At 73.0% G+C, this 20,632-nt stretch carries 17 protein-coding genes; 11 read left to right on the plus strand and 6 right to left on the minus strand.

Annotated features, from left to right (window positions below; all coding sequences use genetic code 11):
• Positions 1-68: 68 nt before the first annotated feature.
• The 4 genes from eccCa (at position 69) to AB0J33_RS11085 (ending at position 7,060) form a co-directional block, all read left to right on the plus strand.
• Complete coding sequence (gene eccCa / locus AB0J33_RS11070) at positions 69-4,046, plus strand: type VII secretion protein EccCa (RefSeq protein ID WP_363612181.1); 3,978 nt, start codon at positions 69-71, stop codon at positions 4,044-4,046.
• Positions 4,047-4,120: 74 nt separating this feature from the next.
• Positions 4,121-5,461, plus strand: a complete 1,341-nt coding sequence (gene mycP / locus AB0J33_RS11075; RefSeq protein WP_363612183.1) for a type VII secretion-associated serine protease mycosin — start codon at positions 4,121-4,123, stop codon at positions 5,459-5,461.
• A gap of 53 nt (positions 5,462-5,514) precedes the next feature.
• Entirely contained in the window at positions 5,515-6,306 is a 792-nt protein-coding gene (locus AB0J33_RS11080) for a phosphatase PAP2 family protein (protein ID WP_363612185.1), read from the plus strand.
• A 37-nt stretch (positions 6,307-6,343) separates the two neighbouring features.
• A complete protein-coding gene (locus AB0J33_RS11085) occupies positions 6,344-7,060 on the plus strand; it encodes a phosphatase PAP2 family protein (protein ID WP_363612187.1) in 717 nt (238 codons plus the stop codon).
• A gap of 13 nt (positions 7,061-7,073) precedes the next feature.
• Here AB0J33_RS11085 and AB0J33_RS11090 read toward each other — a convergent pair whose 3' ends face one another.
• From AB0J33_RS11090 to AB0J33_RS11115, 6 genes are all read right to left on the minus strand, one after another.
• Positions 7,074-8,252 (minus strand): MarP family serine protease, encoded by a 1,179-nt coding sequence (locus AB0J33_RS11090; RefSeq protein ID WP_363612189.1) that lies wholly within the window; start codon positions 8,250-8,252, stop codon positions 7,074-7,076.
• Between the two features lie 63 nt (positions 8,253-8,315).
• Entirely contained in the window at positions 8,316-9,008 is a 693-nt protein-coding gene (locus AB0J33_RS11095; RefSeq protein ID WP_363612191.1) for a CoA pyrophosphatase, read from the minus strand.
• Positions 9,005-9,688 carry a redoxin family protein gene (locus AB0J33_RS11100; RefSeq protein ID WP_363612193.1) on the minus strand — a complete coding sequence of 228 codons (684 nt, stop codon included), beginning with the start codon at positions 9,686-9,688 and terminating at the stop codon, positions 9,005-9,007. Before AB0J33_RS11100 ends, AB0J33_RS11095 begins: the two co-directional genes overlap by 4 nt.
• Entirely contained in the window at positions 9,685-10,473 is a 789-nt protein-coding gene (nth, locus tag AB0J33_RS11105; RefSeq protein WP_363612195.1) for an endonuclease III, read from the minus strand. Before nth ends, AB0J33_RS11100 begins: the two co-directional genes overlap by 4 nt.
• Positions 10,474-10,514: 41 nt before the next feature.
• The gene (locus AB0J33_RS11110; protein ID WP_363612197.1) at positions 10,515-11,693 is read right to left on the minus strand and encodes a CapA family protein; all 1,179 of its coding nucleotides are present in this window, start codon (positions 11,691-11,693) and stop codon (positions 10,515-10,517) included.
• An 11-nt stretch (positions 11,694-11,704) separates the two neighbouring features.
• Positions 11,705-12,412 carry an adenosylcobinamide amidohydrolase gene (locus AB0J33_RS11115; RefSeq protein ID WP_363612199.1) on the minus strand — a complete coding sequence of 236 codons (708 nt, stop codon included), beginning with the start codon at positions 12,410-12,412 and terminating at the stop codon, positions 11,705-11,707.
• A 143-nt stretch (positions 12,413-12,555) separates the two neighbouring features.
• Here AB0J33_RS11115 and AB0J33_RS11120 point away from each other — a divergent pair, with 143 nt between their 5' ends.
• From AB0J33_RS11120 to AB0J33_RS11150, 7 genes are all read left to right on the plus strand, one after another.
• Positions 12,556-13,233, plus strand: a complete 678-nt coding sequence (locus tag AB0J33_RS11120; RefSeq protein ID WP_007466162.1) for a Crp/Fnr family transcriptional regulator — start codon at positions 12,556-12,558, stop codon at positions 13,231-13,233.
• Positions 13,234-13,343: 110 nt separating this feature from the next.
• Entirely contained in the window at positions 13,344-14,087 is a 744-nt protein-coding gene (locus AB0J33_RS11125; RefSeq protein ID WP_363612201.1) for a metallophosphoesterase family protein, read from the plus strand.
• A gap of 592 nt (positions 14,088-14,679) precedes the next feature.
• Complete coding sequence (locus AB0J33_RS11130) at positions 14,680-15,285, plus strand: TetR/AcrR family transcriptional regulator (RefSeq protein ID WP_363612203.1); 606 nt, start codon at positions 14,680-14,682, stop codon at positions 15,283-15,285.
• Between the two features lie 37 nt (positions 15,286-15,322).
• Entirely contained in the window at positions 15,323-16,120 is a 798-nt protein-coding gene (locus tag AB0J33_RS11135; RefSeq protein ID WP_363612205.1) for a TIGR03084 family metal-binding protein, read from the plus strand.
• Positions 16,117-17,781 carry an acyclic terpene utilization AtuA family protein gene (locus AB0J33_RS11140; RefSeq protein WP_363612207.1) on the plus strand — a complete coding sequence of 555 codons (1,665 nt, stop codon included), beginning with the start codon at positions 16,117-16,119 and terminating at the stop codon, positions 17,779-17,781. Before AB0J33_RS11135 ends, AB0J33_RS11140 begins: the two co-directional genes overlap by 4 nt.
• On the plus strand, positions 17,778-18,974 hold the full coding sequence (locus AB0J33_RS11145) for an acyl-CoA dehydrogenase family protein (RefSeq protein WP_363612209.1): 1,197 nt from the start codon (positions 17,778-17,780) through the stop codon (positions 18,972-18,974). Before AB0J33_RS11140 ends, AB0J33_RS11145 begins: the two co-directional genes overlap by 4 nt.
• A 55-nt stretch (positions 18,975-19,029) precedes the next feature.
• Entirely contained in the window at positions 19,030-20,631 is a 1,602-nt protein-coding gene (locus AB0J33_RS11150; protein WP_363612211.1) for a carboxyl transferase domain-containing protein, read from the plus strand.
• Position 20,632 lies beyond the last annotated feature (1 nt).

A 20,632-nucleotide genomic window follows, 5' to 3' on the forward strand; every position in this document is an offset into this window, starting at 1 on the left:
TGCGCGGACGACAGGACTTTACCTACCATGAGCCAGGCTCGGGTTACCCAGCGCTGTCAGGAGGCCGAGTGTCCACCGTCGTCATCAAGCGCCCGCCGCGTCGACCAGCGCCGGAGATCCCCGCCGGTGAGCTGCCGGTCGAGGCGCCGCCGGAGATCCCCGTGGTGACCGGCGGACGATGGCAGCAGATGCTCATGCTGTTGCCCATGCTCGGCGGCACGGTGGCGATGGCGATGATGTTCGGCCGGGGCGGCGGGGCCTACTCGTACGTGGTGGGTGGGATGTTCGGGCTCTCCTCGTTGGCGATGCTGGTGACGTCCTGGGGCAGCGCGTCCGGCACCCCCAAGAAGTCCGAGATGATGGCCGCCCGCAGGGAGTACCTGCGCCACCTGGCCACCCTGCGGCGCCGGGTCCGGCGGACCGCGGGTCAGCAACGTGCCGGGCTCTACTACCGGCACCCCGACCCGGGCGGGCTCTGGTCGACGGTGGACAGCCACCGGGTCTGGGAACGGCGGCCCGCCGACCCGGATTTCGCGGTGGTACGGGTCGCCGTCGGGCCGCAGACCCTGGCCACCCCGCTCGTCGCGCCGGTCACCCGACCCCTGGAGGAGTTGGAACCGATGACCGCCGGTGCGCTGCGGCGGTTCCTGGACGCGTACTCGGTGGTGCCGGACCTGCCGGTGGCGCTGTCGTTGCGCAGCTTCGCCCGGGTGCATGTCCGACCTGCCGGCGGCGGCCGGGCGAACGCCCCGGCCACCGGCCGGCCACCCACCGGCGACCCGGCGGCGCAGGCGCTGGTCCGAGCCGTGCTGACCCAACTGGCGGTCTTTCACGCCCCGGACGAACTGCTCATCGCGGTCTGCGCGGGGCCGGAACGCCGCAACCGCTGGGAGTGGGTGAAATGGCTCCCGCACGCGCACCACCCCGGTCGCACCGACGCGCTCGGCCCGGTACGGCTGGTCACCAGCTCCGCCGCCGAGCTGGAGTCGCTGCTGGCCGACGTGCTGGCCACCCGGTCCCGGTTCAGCCCGGCCGGCCCGGCTACCGACGGTCCGCACGTGGTGGTGGTCCTCGACGGTGGTGACCTGACCGGGGCCAGCGACCTGACCGGCGACGGCGGCATCGACGCGGTCACCGTGCTGGACCTGGACACCCCGCCGCCGCGCCTGCTGGACCGGTACGCGCTGCTGCTCGAGTTGCACGGCCGGCGGCTGCACTCGTTGTCGTCCGACGGGCACGCCGAGGTGGGCACCGCCGACCAGTTGGACCTGGTGGACGCCGAGGCGATCGCCCGGCGACTGGCGCCGCTCCGGCTCGCCGGTGCGGCGCGCGGACCGGACGCCCCGCTCCAGGCCGACCTGGGCCTTCCCGAGCTGCTCGGTCTCGGCGACCCGGAGAGCTTCACGGTGGAACAGGGCTGGCTGCCGCGCTCGGCACGCGACCGGCTGCGGGTGCCGATCGGGGTGGGCGCGGACGGCGGCGCCATCGAGCTGGACCTCAAGGAGTCCGCCCAGGACGGGATGGGCCCGCACGGACTGCTCATCGGGGCGACCGGCTCGGGCAAGTCCGAGCTGCTCCGCACGCTGGTGCTGGGGCTCGCCGCCACGCACAGCTCCGAGCAGCTCAACTTCGTGCTCGTCGACTTCAAGGGTGGCGCCACCTTCGCCTCGTTCGACCGGCTGCCACACACCGCGGCGGTGATCACCAACCTGGCCGACGCGTTGCCCCTGGTCGACCGCATGGTGGACGCGATCAACGGGGAGCTGGTCCGCCGCCAGGAGCTGCTGCGGCGAGCCGGCAACTTCGCGAGCGTGCGTGACTACGAGCGGGCCCGGGCGGCCGGCAGCCCGCTGGCCCCGCTGCCGTCGTTGCTGCTGATCTGCGACGAATTCTCGGAACTGCTCTCCGCCAAGCCCGACTTCATCGACCTGTTCGTGCAGATCGGCCGACTGGGCCGCTCGCTCGGCGTGCACCTGCTGCTGGCCAGTCAGCGACTGGAGGAGGGCCGGCTGCGCGGCTTGGACACCCACCTGTCGTACCGGATCGGGTTGCGCACCTTCTCGGCGCTGGAGTCCCGGACGGTGCTCGGGGTGGCCGACGCGCACGAGCTGCCCCGTTCACCGGGCCACGGCTACCTGCGCGCCGGCACCGACCCGCTGGCCCGCTTCAAGGCCGCGTACGTGTCCGGTGCCGTCCGCCGTCGAACCGCACCGGGCGGCGTCACCGCCGAGGGGGGCGCGCGGCTGCTCACGTTCACCACCCACGTGGTGCCGGTGCCGGAGCCGGCGACCCCGGTCGTGCCCGTGGTCACCGACGAGGAGGGCGGCGGGACGCTGCTCGACCTGCTGGTGGACCGGCTCGTCGGGCAGGGCCCACCGGCGCACCAGGTCTGGCTTCCGCCGCTCGGTCAGCCGCCGGCACTGGACGAGCTGCTCGGCCCCGTCGAGGTGGACCCGAAGCGCGGGCTCACCGCGGGCAACCCGGAGCTGCACGGCGCACTCGGGGTGCCACTGGCCGTCGTGGACAGACCGTTGGAGCAGCGCCGGGACCTGCTCTGGCTGGCGTTGGACGGCGCGGCCGGGCACGTCGCGGTGGTCGGCGCGCCGCAGAGCGGCAAGTCCACCGCTCTGCGCACCCTGATCTGCGCGCTGGCGCTCACCCACACACCGGCCGAGGTGCAGTTCTACTGCCTCGACTTCGGTGGTGGCGGGCTGGCCGCGCTGCGCGACCTTCCGCAGGTGGGTGGGGTGACCGGCCGTGCCGACCCGACCGCCGTACGCCGCACCGTCGGCGAGATGACCACCCTGCTGGCCGATCGGGAACGCCGCTTCGCCGAGTTGGGCGTGGAGTCGATGGCCGCGTACCGGCAGCGCCGGGCGGCGGCGACCGGTCAGCCGGGCACCGACCCGTACGGCGACGTGTTCCTGGTGATCGACGGGTGGAGCACCATCCGCGGCGAGTACGACGACCTGGAGCCACTCGTCACCGACCTGGCCACCCGGGGCCTGTCGTACGGGCTGCACGTGGTCGCCACCGCGCTGCGTTGGCTGGATTTCCGCCCGGCGATCCGGGATCTGTTCGGCTCCCGGCTGGAGTTGCGTCTCGGCGACCCGGCCGACTCGCTGGTGGCCCGACGTGCGGCCGCGAACGTGCCGGAGCGCCCCGGCCGCGGGGTGACCGCGGAGGGCCTGCACCTCCTCACCGCGCTGCCGCAACTCGGCACCGCCGGCGGGGACACCGCCGACCTGGTCAAGAAGGCCGCCGACGGCTGGGCGGGCCCGCCTGCGCCCCGGGTGCGGCTGCTCCCCCCGGTGCTGCCGTACGCCGATCTGGACCTCACCTCGACGACCGGGCTGCGGCTGCCGATCGGGATCGCGGAGGCCGACCTGCGCCCGGTGCTGCTCGACTTCGCCACCGAGCCACACTTCGTGGTCTTCGGAGACTCGGAGTGCGGCAAGTCGTCGTTCCTGCGCGCGCTGGCCACGTCGATCATCACCCGGTTCACCCCGGAGCAGGCCCGGGTGATCCTCGTCGACTACCGGCGCAGCCTGCTCGGCGCCATCGAGACGCCGCACCTGATCGGGTACGGCACCGCGGCGGCACACACCGCCGACCTGGTCGAGTCGGCCGCCGGCTACCTGGAACGTCGGGCCCCCGGGCCGGAGGTCACCCCGCAACAGCTGCGGGACCGATCCTGGTGGTCCGGGCCGGAGCTGTTCGTGCTGGTGGACGACTACGACCTGGTGGCGGCTGGGCCGGCGAACCCGTTGCGCGCGCTGGAGGAGCACCTGCCGCACGCCCGGGACATCGGGTTGCACCTCGTGCTGGCCCGCCGGTCGGGTGGGGCGGGCCGCGCCCAGTACGAGCCGATCGTGCAGCGGTTGCGGGAGTTGTCCACCGCCGGGCTGGTGATGGCGGGCAGCCCCGAGGAGGGCGCGCTCGTCGGCCCGGTACGGCCCGGACCGCTGCCGCCGGGGCGTGGTCGACTGGTCACCCGGCGGGAGGGCGTACGCCTCGTGCAGCTCGCCCAACTGCCGTCACAGTGACCTGACTCGCCGGTTCTTCCCGTGACGGGTGGGGAAACCGGTAATCTCCGATCGTCATGGTTCCGTCGGGATGAATGGCTGGGGATGTGACTGGGGTGCGGTACAGCGGTCCGTCAGCGGCCCGACGTGCGACCGGCCGGGCGCTGCTCGGTGTGGCCGCGGCGCTCGCCGTCGTGGCCCCGACCGCGGCTGCCCTGCCCGCCACCGCGCCCACCAGCGGGGGGCAGCTCGCCGGCGCGCCGATGGCGTTCGCTCCCGGTGACACCATCGCCCGCAGCGACCAGGTCCGCGACGAGCAGTGGCAGCTCGACGAGTTGCGGGCCGAGACGGCGTGGCGCAGCTCCACCGGCCGGGGCGTGACGGTCGCGGTGGTCGACTCCGGAGTGGACGGCAACCATCCCGACCTGGTCGGTCAGGTGCTGCCCGGCAAGGACCTGGTCGGTGCCGGCGGCGGTGCGGGCCCGGATCCGGTGGGGCACGGCACCACTGTCGCCGGCCTGATCGCCGGGCGCGGGGACGACAAGCGGGGCGTGGTCGGTTTGGCACCGGACGCCCGGATCCTGCCGGTCCGTGTACTGGACGAGGAGAACCGCTACGACGACGCCCTGATCGTCGCCCAGGGGGTCCGCTGGGCGGTCGACAACGGCGCCCGCGTGATCAACCTGTCGCTGGGCGGCAGCGGTGACAGCCCGGCCCTGGCCGCGGCCCTGGACTACGCGTTCGTCCGGGACGTGGTCGTGGTCGCCTGCACCGGCAACCTGGCCACCTCCACCAGCAGCAAGGTCTGGTATCCGGCCCGGGAACCGGGCGTGATCGCGGTCGCCGGCCTCGAACGCAGCAGCGACAACCTGTGGTCCGGGTCGATCACCGGCCGGGCCACGGTGCTCACCGCCCCCGCCAGCGGGCTGGTCGGCGCCAAGCCCCCCGGCGGGTACTGGCGGGTGCAGGGCACCAGCTTCGCCGCGCCGCTGGTGGCCGCCACCGCCGCGCTGGTCCGGTCCCGCTATCCGCAGATGCCCGCGGGTGAGGTCGTCAACCGGTTGCTGGCCACCGCGCGGGACGTGGGCCCGACCGGGCGGGACGACCGCTTCGGGTTCGGGGTGGTCGACCCGGTGGCCGCGCTGACCGCCCAGGTGCCGCCGGTGACCGTCAATCCGCTCGACGACCAGACGTCGCCGGGGGTGACCGGTTTCGGTCCGGCACCCGGCTCCGTCGACGACGACCCGGTGGCCGGCGCCGGCAGCGACCCGCTCGGCCTCGCCGCGCCCGGTCAGCAGAGCCGGTGGACCGCCCGGGCGGCGGGCGGTCAGGACACGTCCGCGCCGGAGCAGGTGTGGACCGTGCTCGTGCTTCTGCTCGCCCTGGCCGGCGGTGCCGCCCTGTTGTTCCGCCGGCTTCGTCAGCGGATCCGTTGATCACCCTTTGCCCGGTAGGCCTGACTGGTCGTCCGGCCGGGTAGAACGGACCCATGAGTACGCACCGGCCACCCACCCTCGCCCCCACCGGCCAGCCGTCCTGGCGACACCGGAGATTCGACCGGGACCACGCGCTGGGGTTGCGGCTCACCCTGGCGGCGACGGCGGCGTTCCTGGTGCTGGTGCCCTTCTCCCTGCTCACTCTGCTGGTGCTCGGCGCCTGGGCCCCGCTGCATCGACTGGACACGGGGGTCACCCACACGCTGCACGACTACGCGCAGGATCACCCGGCCTGGGTGGTGCTGATGCGGATCTGGACCGAGGTGTTCGCGCCGATGCCGCTGCGCGCCGTCGCCCTGCTCCTGGTGGTCTGGTTGCTGCGCCGGGGCGCCCGTCGTCTGGCCCTGTGGGCGGCCACCACCATGGTCGTCGGCGGCTCGGTCGGTCCGCTGCTCAAGCTCCTGGTCGGTCGGGACCGGCCGGAACTGCTGGACCCGGTGGCCCGGGCCGCCGGCTACTCGTTTCCCTCCGGGCACGCGCTCAACGCCACCCTGGCCGCCGGGGTGCTGGTGCTGGTGCTCCTGCCGTACGCCGGGCGGGGGATGGTGCGCGCCGCGCTGTGGGTCGCCGCGGTGCTGCTGACCGTGGTGACCGGGCTGAGCAGGGTGGCGCTCGGTGTGCACTTCACCAGCGACGTGGTGGGCGGCTGGCTGCTCGGCGTGGCGGTGCTCGCGGCGACCACCGCCGCGTTCACCAGTTGGCGGGCACACACCGGCCTCCGGCCGGTCCGGCCGACCCGCGACGGCGTCGCTCCCGAGGTCGAGCGGCACCCGGGAGCGGCCTGAGGAGTGGCGACGAAGCTGGCCGGGTACTGGGCACCCCATGTCCGACACCGTGGTCCAGATCGTCCGGCGGGTGCTGCTGCCGGTGTCCCTCCTGCTCGGAGTCATGGTGCTGCTCGGGGTGCTGGTCACCCGGGTGTTCGCCCGGACCTGGCCGTTCACCGTGGAGGACACGGTGAACCGGGAGCTGGCCGCCGACCGCACCGGCGACTGGAACAACGTCTCGCTGGTGTTCAGCACGCTGGCCAGCACCCAGATGATCGTCGTGGTCACCGTGCTGGTGGCGCTGGCGCTGCGACTCTGGCTGAAGCGCTGGCGGGAGCCTCTGTTTCTGTGCGCGGCGGTGACCGCCCAGGCGTTGGTGTTCCTGCTGACCACGCTGGCGATCGACCGACGGCGGCCGGCGGTGGAGCACATGGACGTCTCGCCACCCACGTCGAGCTTCCCGTCCGGGCACACCTCGGCGGCGGTGGCGCTCTACGTCGGCATCGCCGTGCTGATGGCGGTGCGGGCACAGAGCACCGGGGCGAAGGTCGCCTGGTGGACGCTACTGCTGATGGTGCCGCTGGGCGTGGCGCTGACCCGGATGTACCGGGGTATGCACCACCCGAGCGACGTGGTGGCGTCCTTCCTGAACGGCGGCACCTGCGTGGCGATCATGGCTCGTGCCGTGCTGGACCGGGGGCTGCGATGGGGGCGGGCGAAGCTGCCGACCGTCAGACGGCCGGCCCACGCTGTCGGCACGGAGTTGAGCTGACCCCACGCGAGGCTCAGGTGCACTCGCCGGTGCCGACCTGCCGGTTGCGTTCGGCGCCGGCCAACGCCACCGGGCGCGCCTCGGCCGCCGTCACGGCGAAGCCGGTGTTGGGGTCGTCGGACGCGGCGGCGAAGATCACGCCAAGCACCAGGCCGTTGGCGGAGAGCAGCGGACCGCCCGAGTTGCCACTGCGGACCAGCGCCCGAATCGTGTAGATCTCCCGGGTCACGTCGGCGGAGGAATAGATGTCCGGGCCGTTGATCCGGTCGACGTCCCGGACACGCGCCGACTGCGCGTTGTAGGGGCCGTCCAGCGGGAAGCCGAGCACGATGGCGTCGGCGCCGCTGCCCGCGTTGCCGGCGGCGAACCGCAGGGACGGGCCGGGCAGCCCGGGCACCAGCAGCACCGCCAGGTCCCGGTTCGGGTCGTAGACCACCACCTTGCCGTCGTACCGCTCGCCGCCCAACTCCACCGCTACCGAACGGGTGCCGGCCACGACGTGCGCGTTGGTCATCACCCGGTCGTCCGCGTACACGAAACCGGAACCCTCGATACGGCGTGAGCAGCTGGGCGCGGAGCCGAGCACCTTGACGACCGACTGCCGACCGCTGACCACCACCTGCGAGCCGGCCAGGGCGGGGTCCGGCGGGTCGACCTGCCGGGCCCGGGTGGGCGCGAGGTCACCGAAGACGTCCGGGAAACCGTCGGTGTCGACGGTGTCCTCCAGCGCCGTGGACAACTCGTGGGCCTGCTCCGGCAGGACCTGGTTGACCACCGTGATCAACGCGCTGTTGCGGACCGACGCGGCGAGCCAGGGCACCGAGGACGAGCCGAGCGGCACGGCGACCAGCCAGGCGAGCAGGAGCACCGCGAACAGCGAGACGAACGCCCCACCGATGTCGTCGATCCGTTTACCCACGTCGCTGGTGATCGTCTTACGCAGGTGCGAGCCGAGCCAGCCGGCGAGCGCCTGCCCGACCACCGCCAGCCCGAAGATCGCCACGAGCGAGATCAGCACGCGGGTGCCGGCGTCCACGAACTGTCTGGCAAACAGCGGCCCGAGCTGGAGACCCAGCAACAGACCCAGGAAGAAGCCGGACAACGACGTGACGCCGATGACAAAACCCTGGCGGTATCCGCTGATCGCGAACACGAGCATGAGCAGTAGCAGGACGAGATCCACGACGGACACGGGTCAAGCGTACGGGCAGTGCGCCGGCCGGATGACCATCGCTTGCGGATGGTGACCGTGGGGTCAGCGCAGGGCGTTCTCGTCGGCCTCGTCGGTGCCGGCCGACGGGGCCGGTGTGGCCCGGGTCGGCGGAAGCTCCACCACCCGGTCGCGTGGCCACGGACGGGCCCAGCCACCCATCTCGAGGAGGGTGGCGAGCACCCCGGCGGTGAAGCCCCAGACGAGCATCCCGCGGGCTGAGAACGCCGGACCGATCCAGCCGCTCGGGTGCCGGACCCGCAGTCGGTTGGCCGGATCGACCAGCTCGCTGACCGGCAGCCGGGCGACGTGTGCCACCTCGGCCGGCTCCCGGGGGTGCACCGGGTGCGGGTCGTGCCACCAGGCCAGCACCGGCGTGACGACGAAGTCGCTGACCGGGATCCACAGTTTCGGCAGCTCGGCCAGGACGGTCACGGTGGCCGGGTCGAGGCCCACCTCCTCGTTCGCCTCGCGCAGGGCGGTGGCCCGGACGTCGGCGTCCTCCGGGTCGGCCGCACCCCCGGGGAAGGCCGGCTGGCCGGCGTGGTTGCGCAGGGTGGCGGCGCGTTGCAGGACCAGCACGTCGGGACCCGCGCCGGGCTGCTCGCCGAGCAGCACCAGCACTGCGCTCTCCCGGCCCCCCTCGGCAGGGGTGGTCAGCCGGGTGAAATCCTCGGCGCGGGCGGTGCCCAGCCGGGTCAGCAACGGCTCGATCCACTCGGGCGGTCGACGGGTCACGCCGGCACCGTCAGGCCGAGGTGTTGGCGGACCAACGCGGTGAGCTGGGCGTCGTCGAGCGCGCCGCTGGCGTCGATGTGCCGGACCCGACCGTCGGCGTCGACGAAGAGGGTCAGCGGAATGGCATTGCGCTTCAGCTCACGCTGGAGCGCCTCGCCCTGGTCCACCAGGATCGGGAACCGGACGCCGAAGTCCTCACCGATGGACTGGGCGCCGCCGCGGCTGTCCCGGCTGTTGACCCCGACCACCTGGAGCTGACCGCCGGCCCGCTCGCTGAGGCGTTGGAAAGCGGGCAGCTCCTTGCGGCACGGGGGGCACCAGGAGGCCCATACGTTGATCACCGCAGGCCCGGCCATCTCCCGCAGCGCGACGGGAGCCCCGCCGGTGAAGCAGGACAGCGTCAGCTCGGGCAGCGCCTGCCCGCCAGCGGCCGAGGCCGTGGTGCCGGAGCCGGAGGGGGCGGAGGCCGTCGTGCTGGCGCCGGGCGGGGCGGAGGCCGTCGTGCCGGCGCCGGACGGGGCGGCCGTGGGCGCCGTGCTCAGCGCGGCGCAGTCCCGGAACGGCGACGGCCGTTCCGCGGCGGCCGGGCGGGGGGCCGGATCGTCGTCGGCCGGGCCGCTGGTGCAACCGGCGACGGCCAGCAGCAGCGGCAGGACGACCGGGGCGAGGCGCCGGTTCACGGCACCTCCGCAGCGACGGCCTGCGCGGGCACCAGCTCCGGGTCGACCCCGGCTGCCGCCGCGAGATCGCGCGCACGGGGGCCCTTGAGCAGCTTGACGGCGACCGTCGGCTCGGTCGGGCCGGTGCCGTACGACGGGCAGAGCTTCGCGAGCGTGCACGCCCCACAGGCCGGCTTGCGGGCGTGGCAGACCCGCCGCCCGTGGAAGATGATCCGGTGCGACAGCATGGTCCAGTCGCGCTTGTCGTACAGCGCGCCGATCGCGTGCTCGATCTTGACCGGGTCGGTCTCGGTGGTCAGCCGCCACCGGTGGACCAGCCGCTGGAAATGCGTGTCGACGGTGATGCCCGGGACGTCGAAGGCGTTGCCGAGGATCACGTTGGCGGTCTTGCGGCCGATGCCGGGGAGCGTCACCAGGTCGACGAGCCGGCCCGGGACCCTGCCGTCGTACCGGTCGAGGAGGGCCTGACCGAGCTTGAGCAGCGAGTCGGTCTTGTTGCGGTAGAAGCCGGTGGGCCGGATCAGCTCCTCCATCTCGCCCCGGTCGGCCCCGGCGTACGCGGCGGCGTTCGGGTAGCGGGCGAAGAGCTTAGGGGTGACCTCGTTGACCTTCTTGTCCGTGCACTGCGCGGACAGGATCGTGGCGACGGCCAACTCCAGGGCGTTGGTGTGGTCCAGCTCACAATGCGCGTCGGGGTGCGTCTCGGCCAACACCCGGCCGATCTTGCGGGCGCGGCGTTTGCGCCCGAGGTCGGTCTCGCTGGCACCGGGAGGGCTACTGGTCACGACGGTCAGCCTACGTCGCACCCCGGACGGTCCTGCTCGGGTCAGCCGGCGGTCGGCGGTGAGATCTTTCCCTGTCCGTCCAGCCGAGCGCCGCCCTTCGGGAAGTCGGCGCGGCTCAACTCGGTGACCAGACCCAGGCCCCGATGTTCCGGGTCCATCGTCGGCTTGCCGGCGGAGTTCATGTACGTCGAGGTGAACGAGCCGCCGGCCCAACTGCCGTCCGGCTTGAGCGACACCTTCAGCACCCCGCCCCAGCCGAGGCGACCGGTGTTGCTCAACGAGTTGCCGCCACCGGCGAAGTTGCCCAGGCTGTACGCGATCAGCCGCCCCTGGTAGAACTCCATGCCGCGCAGCACGTGCGGGCCGTGCCCGACGATCAGATCGGCGCCGGCGTCGATCATGGCGTGCGAGAACTTCACCGGGTCGCCCCGGTTCTCGCCCAGGAACATCTCGGTGCCCGGCTTGACCCGGGTCTTGTCGACCCCCTCGCCGCCCATGTGCACCTGCACCACGACCAGGTCGGCCATGGTGGCGGCCTTGGCGACCACCGTCTTCGCCTCGGCGATGTCGACGAGACTGTTGGACCAGACGTACGACGAGAAGCCGGCGACCGCGACCTTGACGCCCTTGACGTCGACCACGGTGATCTCGTCCGGTGCGCCGGTGTGCTCCAGGTCGTACTTCTCCAGCGCCTTCTGGGTGTTCTCGTAGCCCTTGGGCCCGTAGTCGTAGCCGTGGTTGTTGGCCTGGTTCAGCACGTCGAACCCGGCGTCGCGCAGGTGCGCGGCGTACTCCGGCGGGGCCCGGAACTGGTAGCAGCGGGTGGAGTTGGCCCCGCACTTGCCGGTGCCGGTGTCGACGGTCAGCGGCTCCTCCAGGTTGCCCATCACCAGGTCGGCCTTGAGTGCCTGCTCGACCGAGTCGAAGAAGCCCTTGCCGCCGGCGGCGGGCAGCCGACTGGGCGCGTTGCCCATGATGATGTCGCCGGTGGCGGAGAGCGAGATCGCGCCACCCTGACCGGCGGCCGCGGACCCGCTGGCCTTCGGGCCGGCGGTGGAGACCGGCGCGCCGGTGCCACCACCTCCGGCGCCGGGTTGCCAGACGGGCGCCTCTCCGCCGGGGTCGGCGCAGCCGGCGACGAGAAGGGCGGCCAGCAGCGCGGCGACGCCAAGGGCGACGCGGCGACGCGGGCGGGACAGGAGGGGGGCGGCAGCGTACATCGCCGGCGACCCTACCGGTCGTTAAACGGGCCGACGACAGCCGATCGGTTGGACTTTGTGCCCCTGAGCTGCTCAGACCACGGTACGACCGGTCGGGCGCCGCCGGCGAGCACCGCGGCGTGCACCGCTCGGGCGAGCGGGGCGCCCCAGGTGGAGCGCGGCCCGCCGTACGCGGCTTCCGGCCCGTCCGCCGGGCAGAGGACGGTGACCGCGTCGGTGGGCGTGCCGGTCCCCGGCAGCCCCAGGTCGGTGATCGCCTGGGTCTTCGCCTCGGTCGCGGTGGCCACCGCGTTGACCAGTGCCGAGTCGGCGAGCCGGACCGGCACGTACACCACGATGTTGACCGTTCCGACGCGCTGGACGAGCGTGGCCGGCGGGGGCGCGGCGGCGGGCACCGGCAGGCCGAGCCCGACGGTCGCCCAGGCCCGCACCCCGGCGTCGGTCCGGGCCACCACCTCGGTCACATCGACGCCGGTCAGCAGACCAACCCCGGGCCCGTCGAGGGCCAGCTCGGCGGCGAGCGAGGCCAGGTGCGCCGCTGGGTCCTCCCGGTCGTACGACATCGGTACGGTCGCGTTCAGCACCCACCGCCGGACCCCGATCCCACCGCCCAACGCGCCGCTGCTGACCGCGCGCAGGGGCGCCTCGGTGCGCCAGACAAGCAGCGGAATGTGCCGCCCGTCCTCGGCGCGGCTGGTCAGAGTCGGCTCGCTCAGCACGTCGGGCAGGTTACGCCCACCGATCAAGATTCCAGGGGCGACCTCTGATTCATGCTCACGTGCGCCTAGACTTGGCGGCGCGCGAGGGGATCAGCGGACGGCGGCCCCGGCCGACGGACGGCACGCGCAACCGGAGGTGCGCAATGGACGAGGTACTGGCCCGCAGCGGGATCTTCCAGGGTGTTGACCCGGAAGCTGCCGAGGCGCTCGCCAAGGAGATGGAGACGATCGAGGTCCGCAAGGGCGAGATCGTCTTCAATGAGGGCGAGCCCGGTGACAGTCTCTACATCCTGCTGTCCGGGAAGATCAAGGTTGGTCGCCGCGCGGCGGACGGCCGGCAGAACCTGATCGCGGTGATGGGGCCGTCGGACATGGTCGGTGAGCTGTCGCTCTTCGACCCGGGTCCGCGCACGGCGACCGCCACCGCCGTGACCGACACCCGGCTGGTGCGGCTGCGCAAGCAGGCGCTACGGCCGTGGCTCAACAACCGCCCGGAGATCGCCGAGCAGTTGCTCCGGGTGCTCGCCCGGCGGCTGCGCCGGACCAACGACTCGCTCGCCGACCTGATCTTCACGGACGTGCCGGGCCGGGTCGCCAAGAACCTGCTCCAGATGGCGGGCCGCTTCGGCACCCGCGACGGCGGGGTTCTGCGGGTGACCCACGACCTCACCCAGGAGGAGATCGCCCAGCTCGTCGGCGCCTCCCGGGAGACCGTCAACAAGGCGCTCGCCGACTTCGCCTCGCGCGGCTGGCTGCGGCTGGACGGCAAGAGCATCATCATCCTGGACCCGGAGCGGCTGGCCCGCCGCGCCCGCGTCTGAGCAGAATCCGACGTCCCCGCCTGCCGTCATCGACGGTTGGCGGGGACGTTGTCGTCTGCCTGGCGCAGAAACACTCGCCTCGGGGCGGCGCCAGCGGTGAGGGTGGGGCCATGGTGAACCGTGTTGCCGTTCTCTCCGACATCCACGGCGTCCTGCCGGCACTGGAGGCCGTACTGGCCGAGCCGGACGTCGCCACCGCCGATCTGATCGTGCTCACCGGTGACATCGCCGCGGGGCCACAACCGGTCGAGGTGCTGGACGTGCTCGCCGACCTGGGCGACCGGGTGCGCTGGGTCGGCGGCAACGCCGACCGCGAGCTGGTCGAGGCCCGCGCCGGCCGCCCGGCGTCGATCGAGGTGTCGGACTGGGCCGCCAGGCAACTGCGCGACGACCAGGTGGCCCGCCTCGCCGCGTTGCCGGCGACGGCCACGCTGGAGATCGACGGCCTCGGCCCGACGCTGTTCTGCCATGCGACCCCCCGCGACGACGAGGAGGTCGTGCTCGTCGACTCGCGGATGGCGCGTTGGGCGGAGGTGTTCGACGGTCTCCCCGCCGAGGTCTCCACGGTGGTGTGCGGCCATACGCACATGCCCTTCACCCGACTTGTCGACCGGCGTCTGGTGGTCAATCCGGGCAGCATCGGCATGCCGTACGGGGGCGCGGGCGCGTGGTGGGCACTGCTCGGGCCGGGCGCTCAACTCCGCCGCACCGCCTTCGACGTGGACGCGGCCTGCGCCCGGGTGGCCGCCGAGTCGACCTTCCCCGACGCCACCGCCTGGGCCGACGAGTACCTGCGCTCCCAGCACAGCGACGCCGACGCGCTGGTCGCCTTCGGCCCCCGCGACGGCCGCTGAGGTGGCAACCGTGGCTGCGGGCGGCAGCCGGGGTGCGGGCAGCGTCAGAGTGAAATGGGTGGTATCGGGTCGGCGAGCCCGGGTCGGCTCGGGGAGGGTCCATGCTCGCTGCCTGTAGAGCTGCCCCGGATCTGGGGCAGCCCACGGTCGGGCCAACTCGGTCGGGCCGACCCCGGCGGGCAAGGACCACCCCGGTCGAGGCAAGGCCAACCCCGTCGAGGCAAAGCCCAACCCCAGCGGGCAAGGGCCAACCCGATCGGCAAGGGCCAACCCGGCGGGACAAGGGCCAACCCGGTCGGCGCGCTCGGCGCTTGGGTGCTGCCAGGCGGGGCGGCCGGGCCGCGCGGCCCGGCCTGCCCCACTGCCGGGGCAGCTCTACAGGAGTGTCCACCGGCGTCCGACCCCCGAATGCCGGCCGATGCCGATGCCGATTCCGCTGCCGGCCGCCGCTGACGGCTGAGCCCGCGGGACCCGGGCCAGATCCGGACCCGGACCCGGACGCGGACCCGGACCCGGACCCAAGCGCCGGCACCTCCGAACCCTCGAAAAAGTCAGTCTTGACTGTTTGTTTCGGAGGCCGCAGGCTGTCCCCGTGCCCACCGCATCGACGCGCGTCCCTCAGCAGGAACGCAGCCGCGCCACCCAGACCCGGCTGCTGGAGGCGACCGTCGACTGCCTGATCGAGCACGGTTGGTCCGGCACCACGACCACCGTCGTCGCGGCACGGGCCGGTGTTTCGCGTGGCGCCCAGCTGCATCACTACCCGACGAAGGCGGCGCTGGTGACCGCCGCCGTGGCCCATCTGGCCGAGCGGCGGGCCGACGAGCTGCGCACCGAGGCCGAGGCGCTGCCGGCCGGTCCCCAACGTCTGGACCGGGTGGTCGACCTGCTCGCCGTCGCGTTCACCGGGCCGCTGTTCGTGGCCGCGCTCGAACTCTGGGTCGCCGCCCGCACCGATCGGGAGCTTCGCGACGCTCTGGTGCCGCTGGAGGCGACGGTCGGGCGGGAGATGCACCGGCTCACCGTCGTCCTGCTCGGTGTCGACGAGCGGCGACCCGGTGTCCGCGAAGCGGTGCAGGCCACGCTCGACCTGCTCCGCGGGCTCGGGGTGGCCAACCTGCTCAGCGACGACTCCGCACGTCGTACCGCCCTGTTGACCACCTGGAAGCGCCAGCTCGCCACCCTGCTCACGCCCTGACCGCCGGCCGCACCGGCCACCACCGACCGGAGGCACCATGGTCGACCTCAGCGATCTGCTCACGGATCTGGCCGACGAGTCCGCCCAACTGGATGCCCTGGTGGCGCTACTGCCCGCAGCCGACTGGGCGAGGCCGACCCCCGCGCCGGGGTGGAGCGTCGCGCATCAGATCGCCCACCTCGCCTGGACCGACCACGTCGCGCTGTTGGCCGCGACCGATCCCGAAGCGTTCTACGCGACGGTGACCGCCGCGCCGGACGTGACCCGACTCGTCGACGACGGCGTCGAGGAGTTCCTCGCCCCGCCGGCCGAACTGCTCGCGCGCTGGCGGGCCGGGCGGAGCGCGCTGGTCGACGCGCTGACCGCCGTTCCGGCCGACGAGAAACTGCCGTGGTACGGCACCCGGATGTCGGCCACCTCGATGGCCACCGCCCGGCTCATGGAGACCTGGGCGCACGGCGCGGACGTGGCCGACGCTCTCGACGTGGTCCGCCCGGACAGCGATCGACTCCGACACGTGGCGCACCTGGGCGTGCGTACCCTCGGGCACGGTTTCGCCGCGCACGGCCGGGCGGCACCGACGGCGCCGGTCCGGGTCGAGTTGGTCGGGCCCGGCGGCGACACCTGGAGTTGGGGTCCGGCGGACGCCGCCGACCGGCTCACCGGCCCGGCCCGGGACTTCTGCCTGCTGGTCACCCAGCGCCGACACCGCGCGGACCTCGCTCTGGTCGCCACCGGTCCGGTCGCCGACGAGTGGCTCGACGTGGCGCAGGCCTTCGCCGGGCCGCCGGGTGACGGTCGCGAGCCGGCCGGCGGGAGCGGGGTACGGGCATGATCCGCATCGGCAACGCCTCCGGCTTCTACGGCGACCGGTTCAGCGCCTGGCGGGAGATGCTCGACGGCGGCGAGTTGGACGTGCTGACCGGCGACTACCTGGCCGAGTTGACCATGCTGATCCTCGCCCGGGACCGCTTGCGCGACAGCGACCTGGGCTACGCCAAGACGTTCCTGCGGCAACTGGAGACCTGCCTCGGCACCGCCCTCGACCGAGGGGTGCGGATCGTGACCAACGCCGGTGGGTTGAACCCGGCCGGCCTGGCCGCCGCGATCGAGAAGCTCGCCCACCGGCTCGGCCTGCCGGCGCGGATCGGGTACGTGGAGGGCGACACCATCCAGCGGCCGGACGCGTTAAGCGCGAACGCCTACCTCGGCGCGTTCGGGATCGCCGCCTGCCTCGACGCCGGGGCGGACGTGGTGGTCACCGGCCGGGTCACCGACGCGTCGCTGGTGGTCGGCCCGGCCATCGCCAGGTACGGGTGGGGGCGCGACGACCTCGACGAGCTGGCCGGAGCCACCGTGGCGGGGCACCTCGTCGAGTGCGGCGCCCAGGTCACCGGTGGCAACTTCAGTTTCTTCACCGAACTGCCCGACGGCGGTCACCGGCCCGGATTCCCGATCGCCGAGGTGCACCCCGACGGCTCGACGGTGCTCACCAAGCATCCGGGCACCGGCGGCGCGGTCACCGTGGAGACCGTCACCGCCCAACTGCTCTACGAGATCGGCGGGCCGGCGTACCTCGGGCCGGACGTGGTCACCCGACTGGACACGGTGACGCTGCATCCCGACGGGCCCGACCGGGTCCGGGTCTCCGGGGTACGGGGCACGCCGCCACCGCCCACGTTGAAGGTGGGCGTCAACAACCTCGGTGGCTTCCGCAACTCGATGACGTTCGTCCTCTGCGGTCTGCACATCGAGGCGAAGGCGGCCCTGGTCCGGGGACAGATCGAGGAGGCGGTGGGCAAGGACGGGCTGGAGTTCACCCTGGCCCGAACCGACCACCCGGACGCCGCCGACACCGAGGCGGCCAGTGCGCTACTGCACGTACACCTGCGTGACGGCGACAGGACACGGGCCGGGCGGGCGTTCTCGGCCGCCGCGGTGGAACTGGCGCTGGCCTCGTACCCGGGCTGCACGCTGACCACGCTGCCCGGGGACGCGACACCGTACGGCGTCTTCACCGCCGACGCGGTGCCGCAGGACGCGGTGGCGCACGTCGCGGTGCTGCCCGACGGCGAGCGGGTGCCGATCGCCCCGCCGATCCGCACCGCAGCCACGGCGCGGGACGAGACGGCCCCGGGGGGCGACGCGGCGGTCGTCGGCCCGATCCGGCGCGGGGCGCTCGGCGAGCTGGTCGGCGCGCGATCCGGGGACAAGGGCGGGGACGCCAACCTCGGTGTGTGGGCGCGCTCCGACGCCGGGTACGCGTGGTTGCGGAGCTGGTTGACCGTGCAGCGGTTGGCCGAACTCCTGCCGGAGATTGCGTCGCTGTCGGTGCGGCGCTACGAGTTGGCGAACCTGCGTGCGGTCAACTTCGTGATCGAGGGTCTGCTCGGGGCGGGGGTGGCCGCGTCGACCCGGTTCGACCCGCAGGCCAAGGCGCTCGGTGAGCTGCTGCGTGCCCGAATCGTCGACCTGCCCGCCGGAGTCGAGCCGTGAGCATCGTGGACACCCCCGAGCGTCGGCAGCTGCGCGAGCTGACCCGGGCGTTCGTGACCCGGGAGGTGCTGCCGCACCTGGACGACTGGGAACGGGCCGGCGAGGTGCCCCGGGCGCTGCACGCGACCGCCGCGAAGCTCGGCCTGCTCGGCATCGGCTTCCCGGAGTCGGTTGGTGGCAGCGGCGGCGACCTGCTCGACTCGATCATCGTGACCGAGGAGATGATCCGCGCCGGCGGCTCGTCCGGGCTGGTGGCGGCCCTGTTCACGCATGGCATCGCGCTGCCGCACATGGTCGCGGCGGCCGGCGCCCGCACCGGTGGCTCGCTGGGCGGTCGGCTCGGCCGCACCTCGTCCCCGGGGGACGACGGCCTGATCGAGCGGTACGTCCGGCCCACCCTGTCCGGCACGATGATCGGCGCGCTGGCCGTCACCGAGCCGGACGGCGGTTCCGACGTGGCCGGCATCCGCACGACCGCCCGGCGCGACGGCGACCACTACGTGGTGAACGGGTCGAAGACGTACATCACCAGCGGGCACCGGGCCGACTTCGTGACCACGGCGGTGTGTACCGACTTCCCCGGCAGCGGCGGGCTCACCCTGTTGGTCATCGACAAGGGGTCGCCCGGGTTCACCGTGGGACGCCGGCTGGAGAAGCTGGGCTGGCACTGCTCGGACACGGCCGAGCTGTCCTTCGTCGACGTGCGGGTGCCGGTGGCCAACCGGATCGGCGCGGAGAACACCGGTTTCCTGGCCATCATGCAGCACTTCGCGGCGGAGCGGCTCTCGCTGGCCACCCAGGCGTACGCGACCGCGCAGCGCTGCGTCGAGCTGGCGGTCCGCTGGTGTCGGGACCGGGAGACCTTCGGGCGTCCGCTGGCGAGCCGGCAGCTGATCCGGCACCGGTTGGCGGAGATGCACACGCGCGCCGAGGCGGCCCGGTCGTACGTGCACGAGGTGGCGGGTCGGGTCGCGGCCGGCGAGCCGGTGGTGACCGAGGTGGCGATGGCGAAGAACGTGGCGGTGGCCGCCTGCGACCACGTCGTCGACCAGGCGTTGCAGCTGCACGGCGGCTTCGGCTACCTGCGCGACGCCGAGGTGGAGCGGCACTACCGCGACGCGCGGATCCTCGGCATCGGCGGCGGCACCACCGAGATCATGAACGAGATCATCGCGAAGGGCATGGGTCTGTGAGCGCGAGGAGTGAGCCGGGTTTGCGAGCCCCGCAGTCGCGAACGAAGGAGGCACGGTGACGATCCTGGACAGCGCGGTCGACCCGTCCGCGCCCGGGTACGCGGCGAACCGGGCGGCGTTGCTGGAGCGGCTGGCCGAGTTGGACGCCGCGCTGGACCAGGCGCGGGCGGGTGGCGGCGAGAAGTACGTGACCCGCCACCACAAGCGCGGCAAGCTGCTCCCCCGGGAGCGGATCGAGCTGCTGGTGGACGCGGACAGCCCGTTCCTGGAGTTGTCGCCGGTGGCCGCGTACGGCACGGATTTCCCGGTCGGAGCCAGCGTGGTGACCGGCATCGGGGTGGTCGAGGGCGTGGAGTGCCTGATCGTCGCCAACGACCCGACGGTACGCGGCGGCGCGGTCAACCCGTGGTCGCTCGCCAAGACCCGGCGGGCCGGCGAGATCGCCCTGGCCAACCGGCTGCCCATGGTCAACCTGGTCGAGTCGGCCGGGGCGGACCTGCCCACCCAGGCGGAGATCTTCATCCCGGGTGGTCGGGTGTTCCGTGACCTGACCCGGCTCTCGGCGGCGGGCATCCCCACGGTCAGCGTGGTCTTCGGCAACGCCACGGCCGGTGGCGCGTACGTGCCGGGGATGTCCGATCACGTGATCATGATTCGGGACCGGTCGCAGGTCTATCTGGCCGGTCCGCCACTGGTGAAGATGGCGACCGGTGAGGTCACCGACGACGAGTCGTTGGGCGGCGCGGCGATGCACGCCGGCACGTCCGGGCTGGCCGACTACCTGGCCACCGACGAGCGGGACGGCATCCGGCTGGCCCGGCAGGTCGTCCGCCGGCTGAACTGGCGCAAGCAGGGCCCGTCGCCGCGTACGGCGGTGCCGCGGCCACCCAAGTACGACCCGGAGGAGCTGCTCGGCATCACCAGCGCCGACCTGAAGGTGCCGTTCGACCCCCGTGAGGTGCTGGCCCGGATCCTCGATGGCAGTGACTTCGACGAGTTCAAGCCGGCGTACGGGGACGCGCTGGTCACCGGCTGGGGCGAGCTGCACGGGTACCCGGTGGGGGTGCTGGCCAACGCCCGGGGGGTGCTGTTCAGCGCGGAGGCGCAGAAGGCGGCCCAGTTCATCCAGCTCGCGAACGCCTCGGACACCCCGTTGATCTTCTTGCAGAACACCACCGGATACATGGTCGGCACCGAGTACGAACAGCGCGGCATCATCAAGCACGGCGCTCTGATGATCAACGCGGTGTCGAACTCGACGGTGCCGCACCTGACGGTCAACCTGGGCGCCTCGTACGGGGCCGGCAACTACGGCATGTGCGGCCGGGCGTACGAGCCGAGGTTCCTGTTCACCTGGCCGAACGCGAAGTCGGCGGTGATGGGCCCGGCGCAGCTCGCCGGAGTGCTGTCCATCGTGGCCCGGCAGGCGGCCGCCGCCCGGGGGCGTGACTACGACGAGGAGTCCGACGCGGCGATGCGGATGATGGTCGAGCAGCAGATCGAGTCGCAGTCCGGCGCGCTCTTCCTGTCCGGCCGGCTCTACGACGACGGGGTGATCGACCCTCGGGACACCCGGACGGTTCTCGGGCTCTGCCTCTCGGCGATCCACAACGGACCGGTGAGGGGCGCCGACGGTTTCGGCGTCTTCCGGCACTGAG

The organism is Micromonospora sp. NPDC049645 (assembly GCF_040675155.1).
Lineage (GTDB): Bacteria > Actinomycetota > Actinomycetes > Mycobacteriales > Micromonosporaceae > Micromonospora.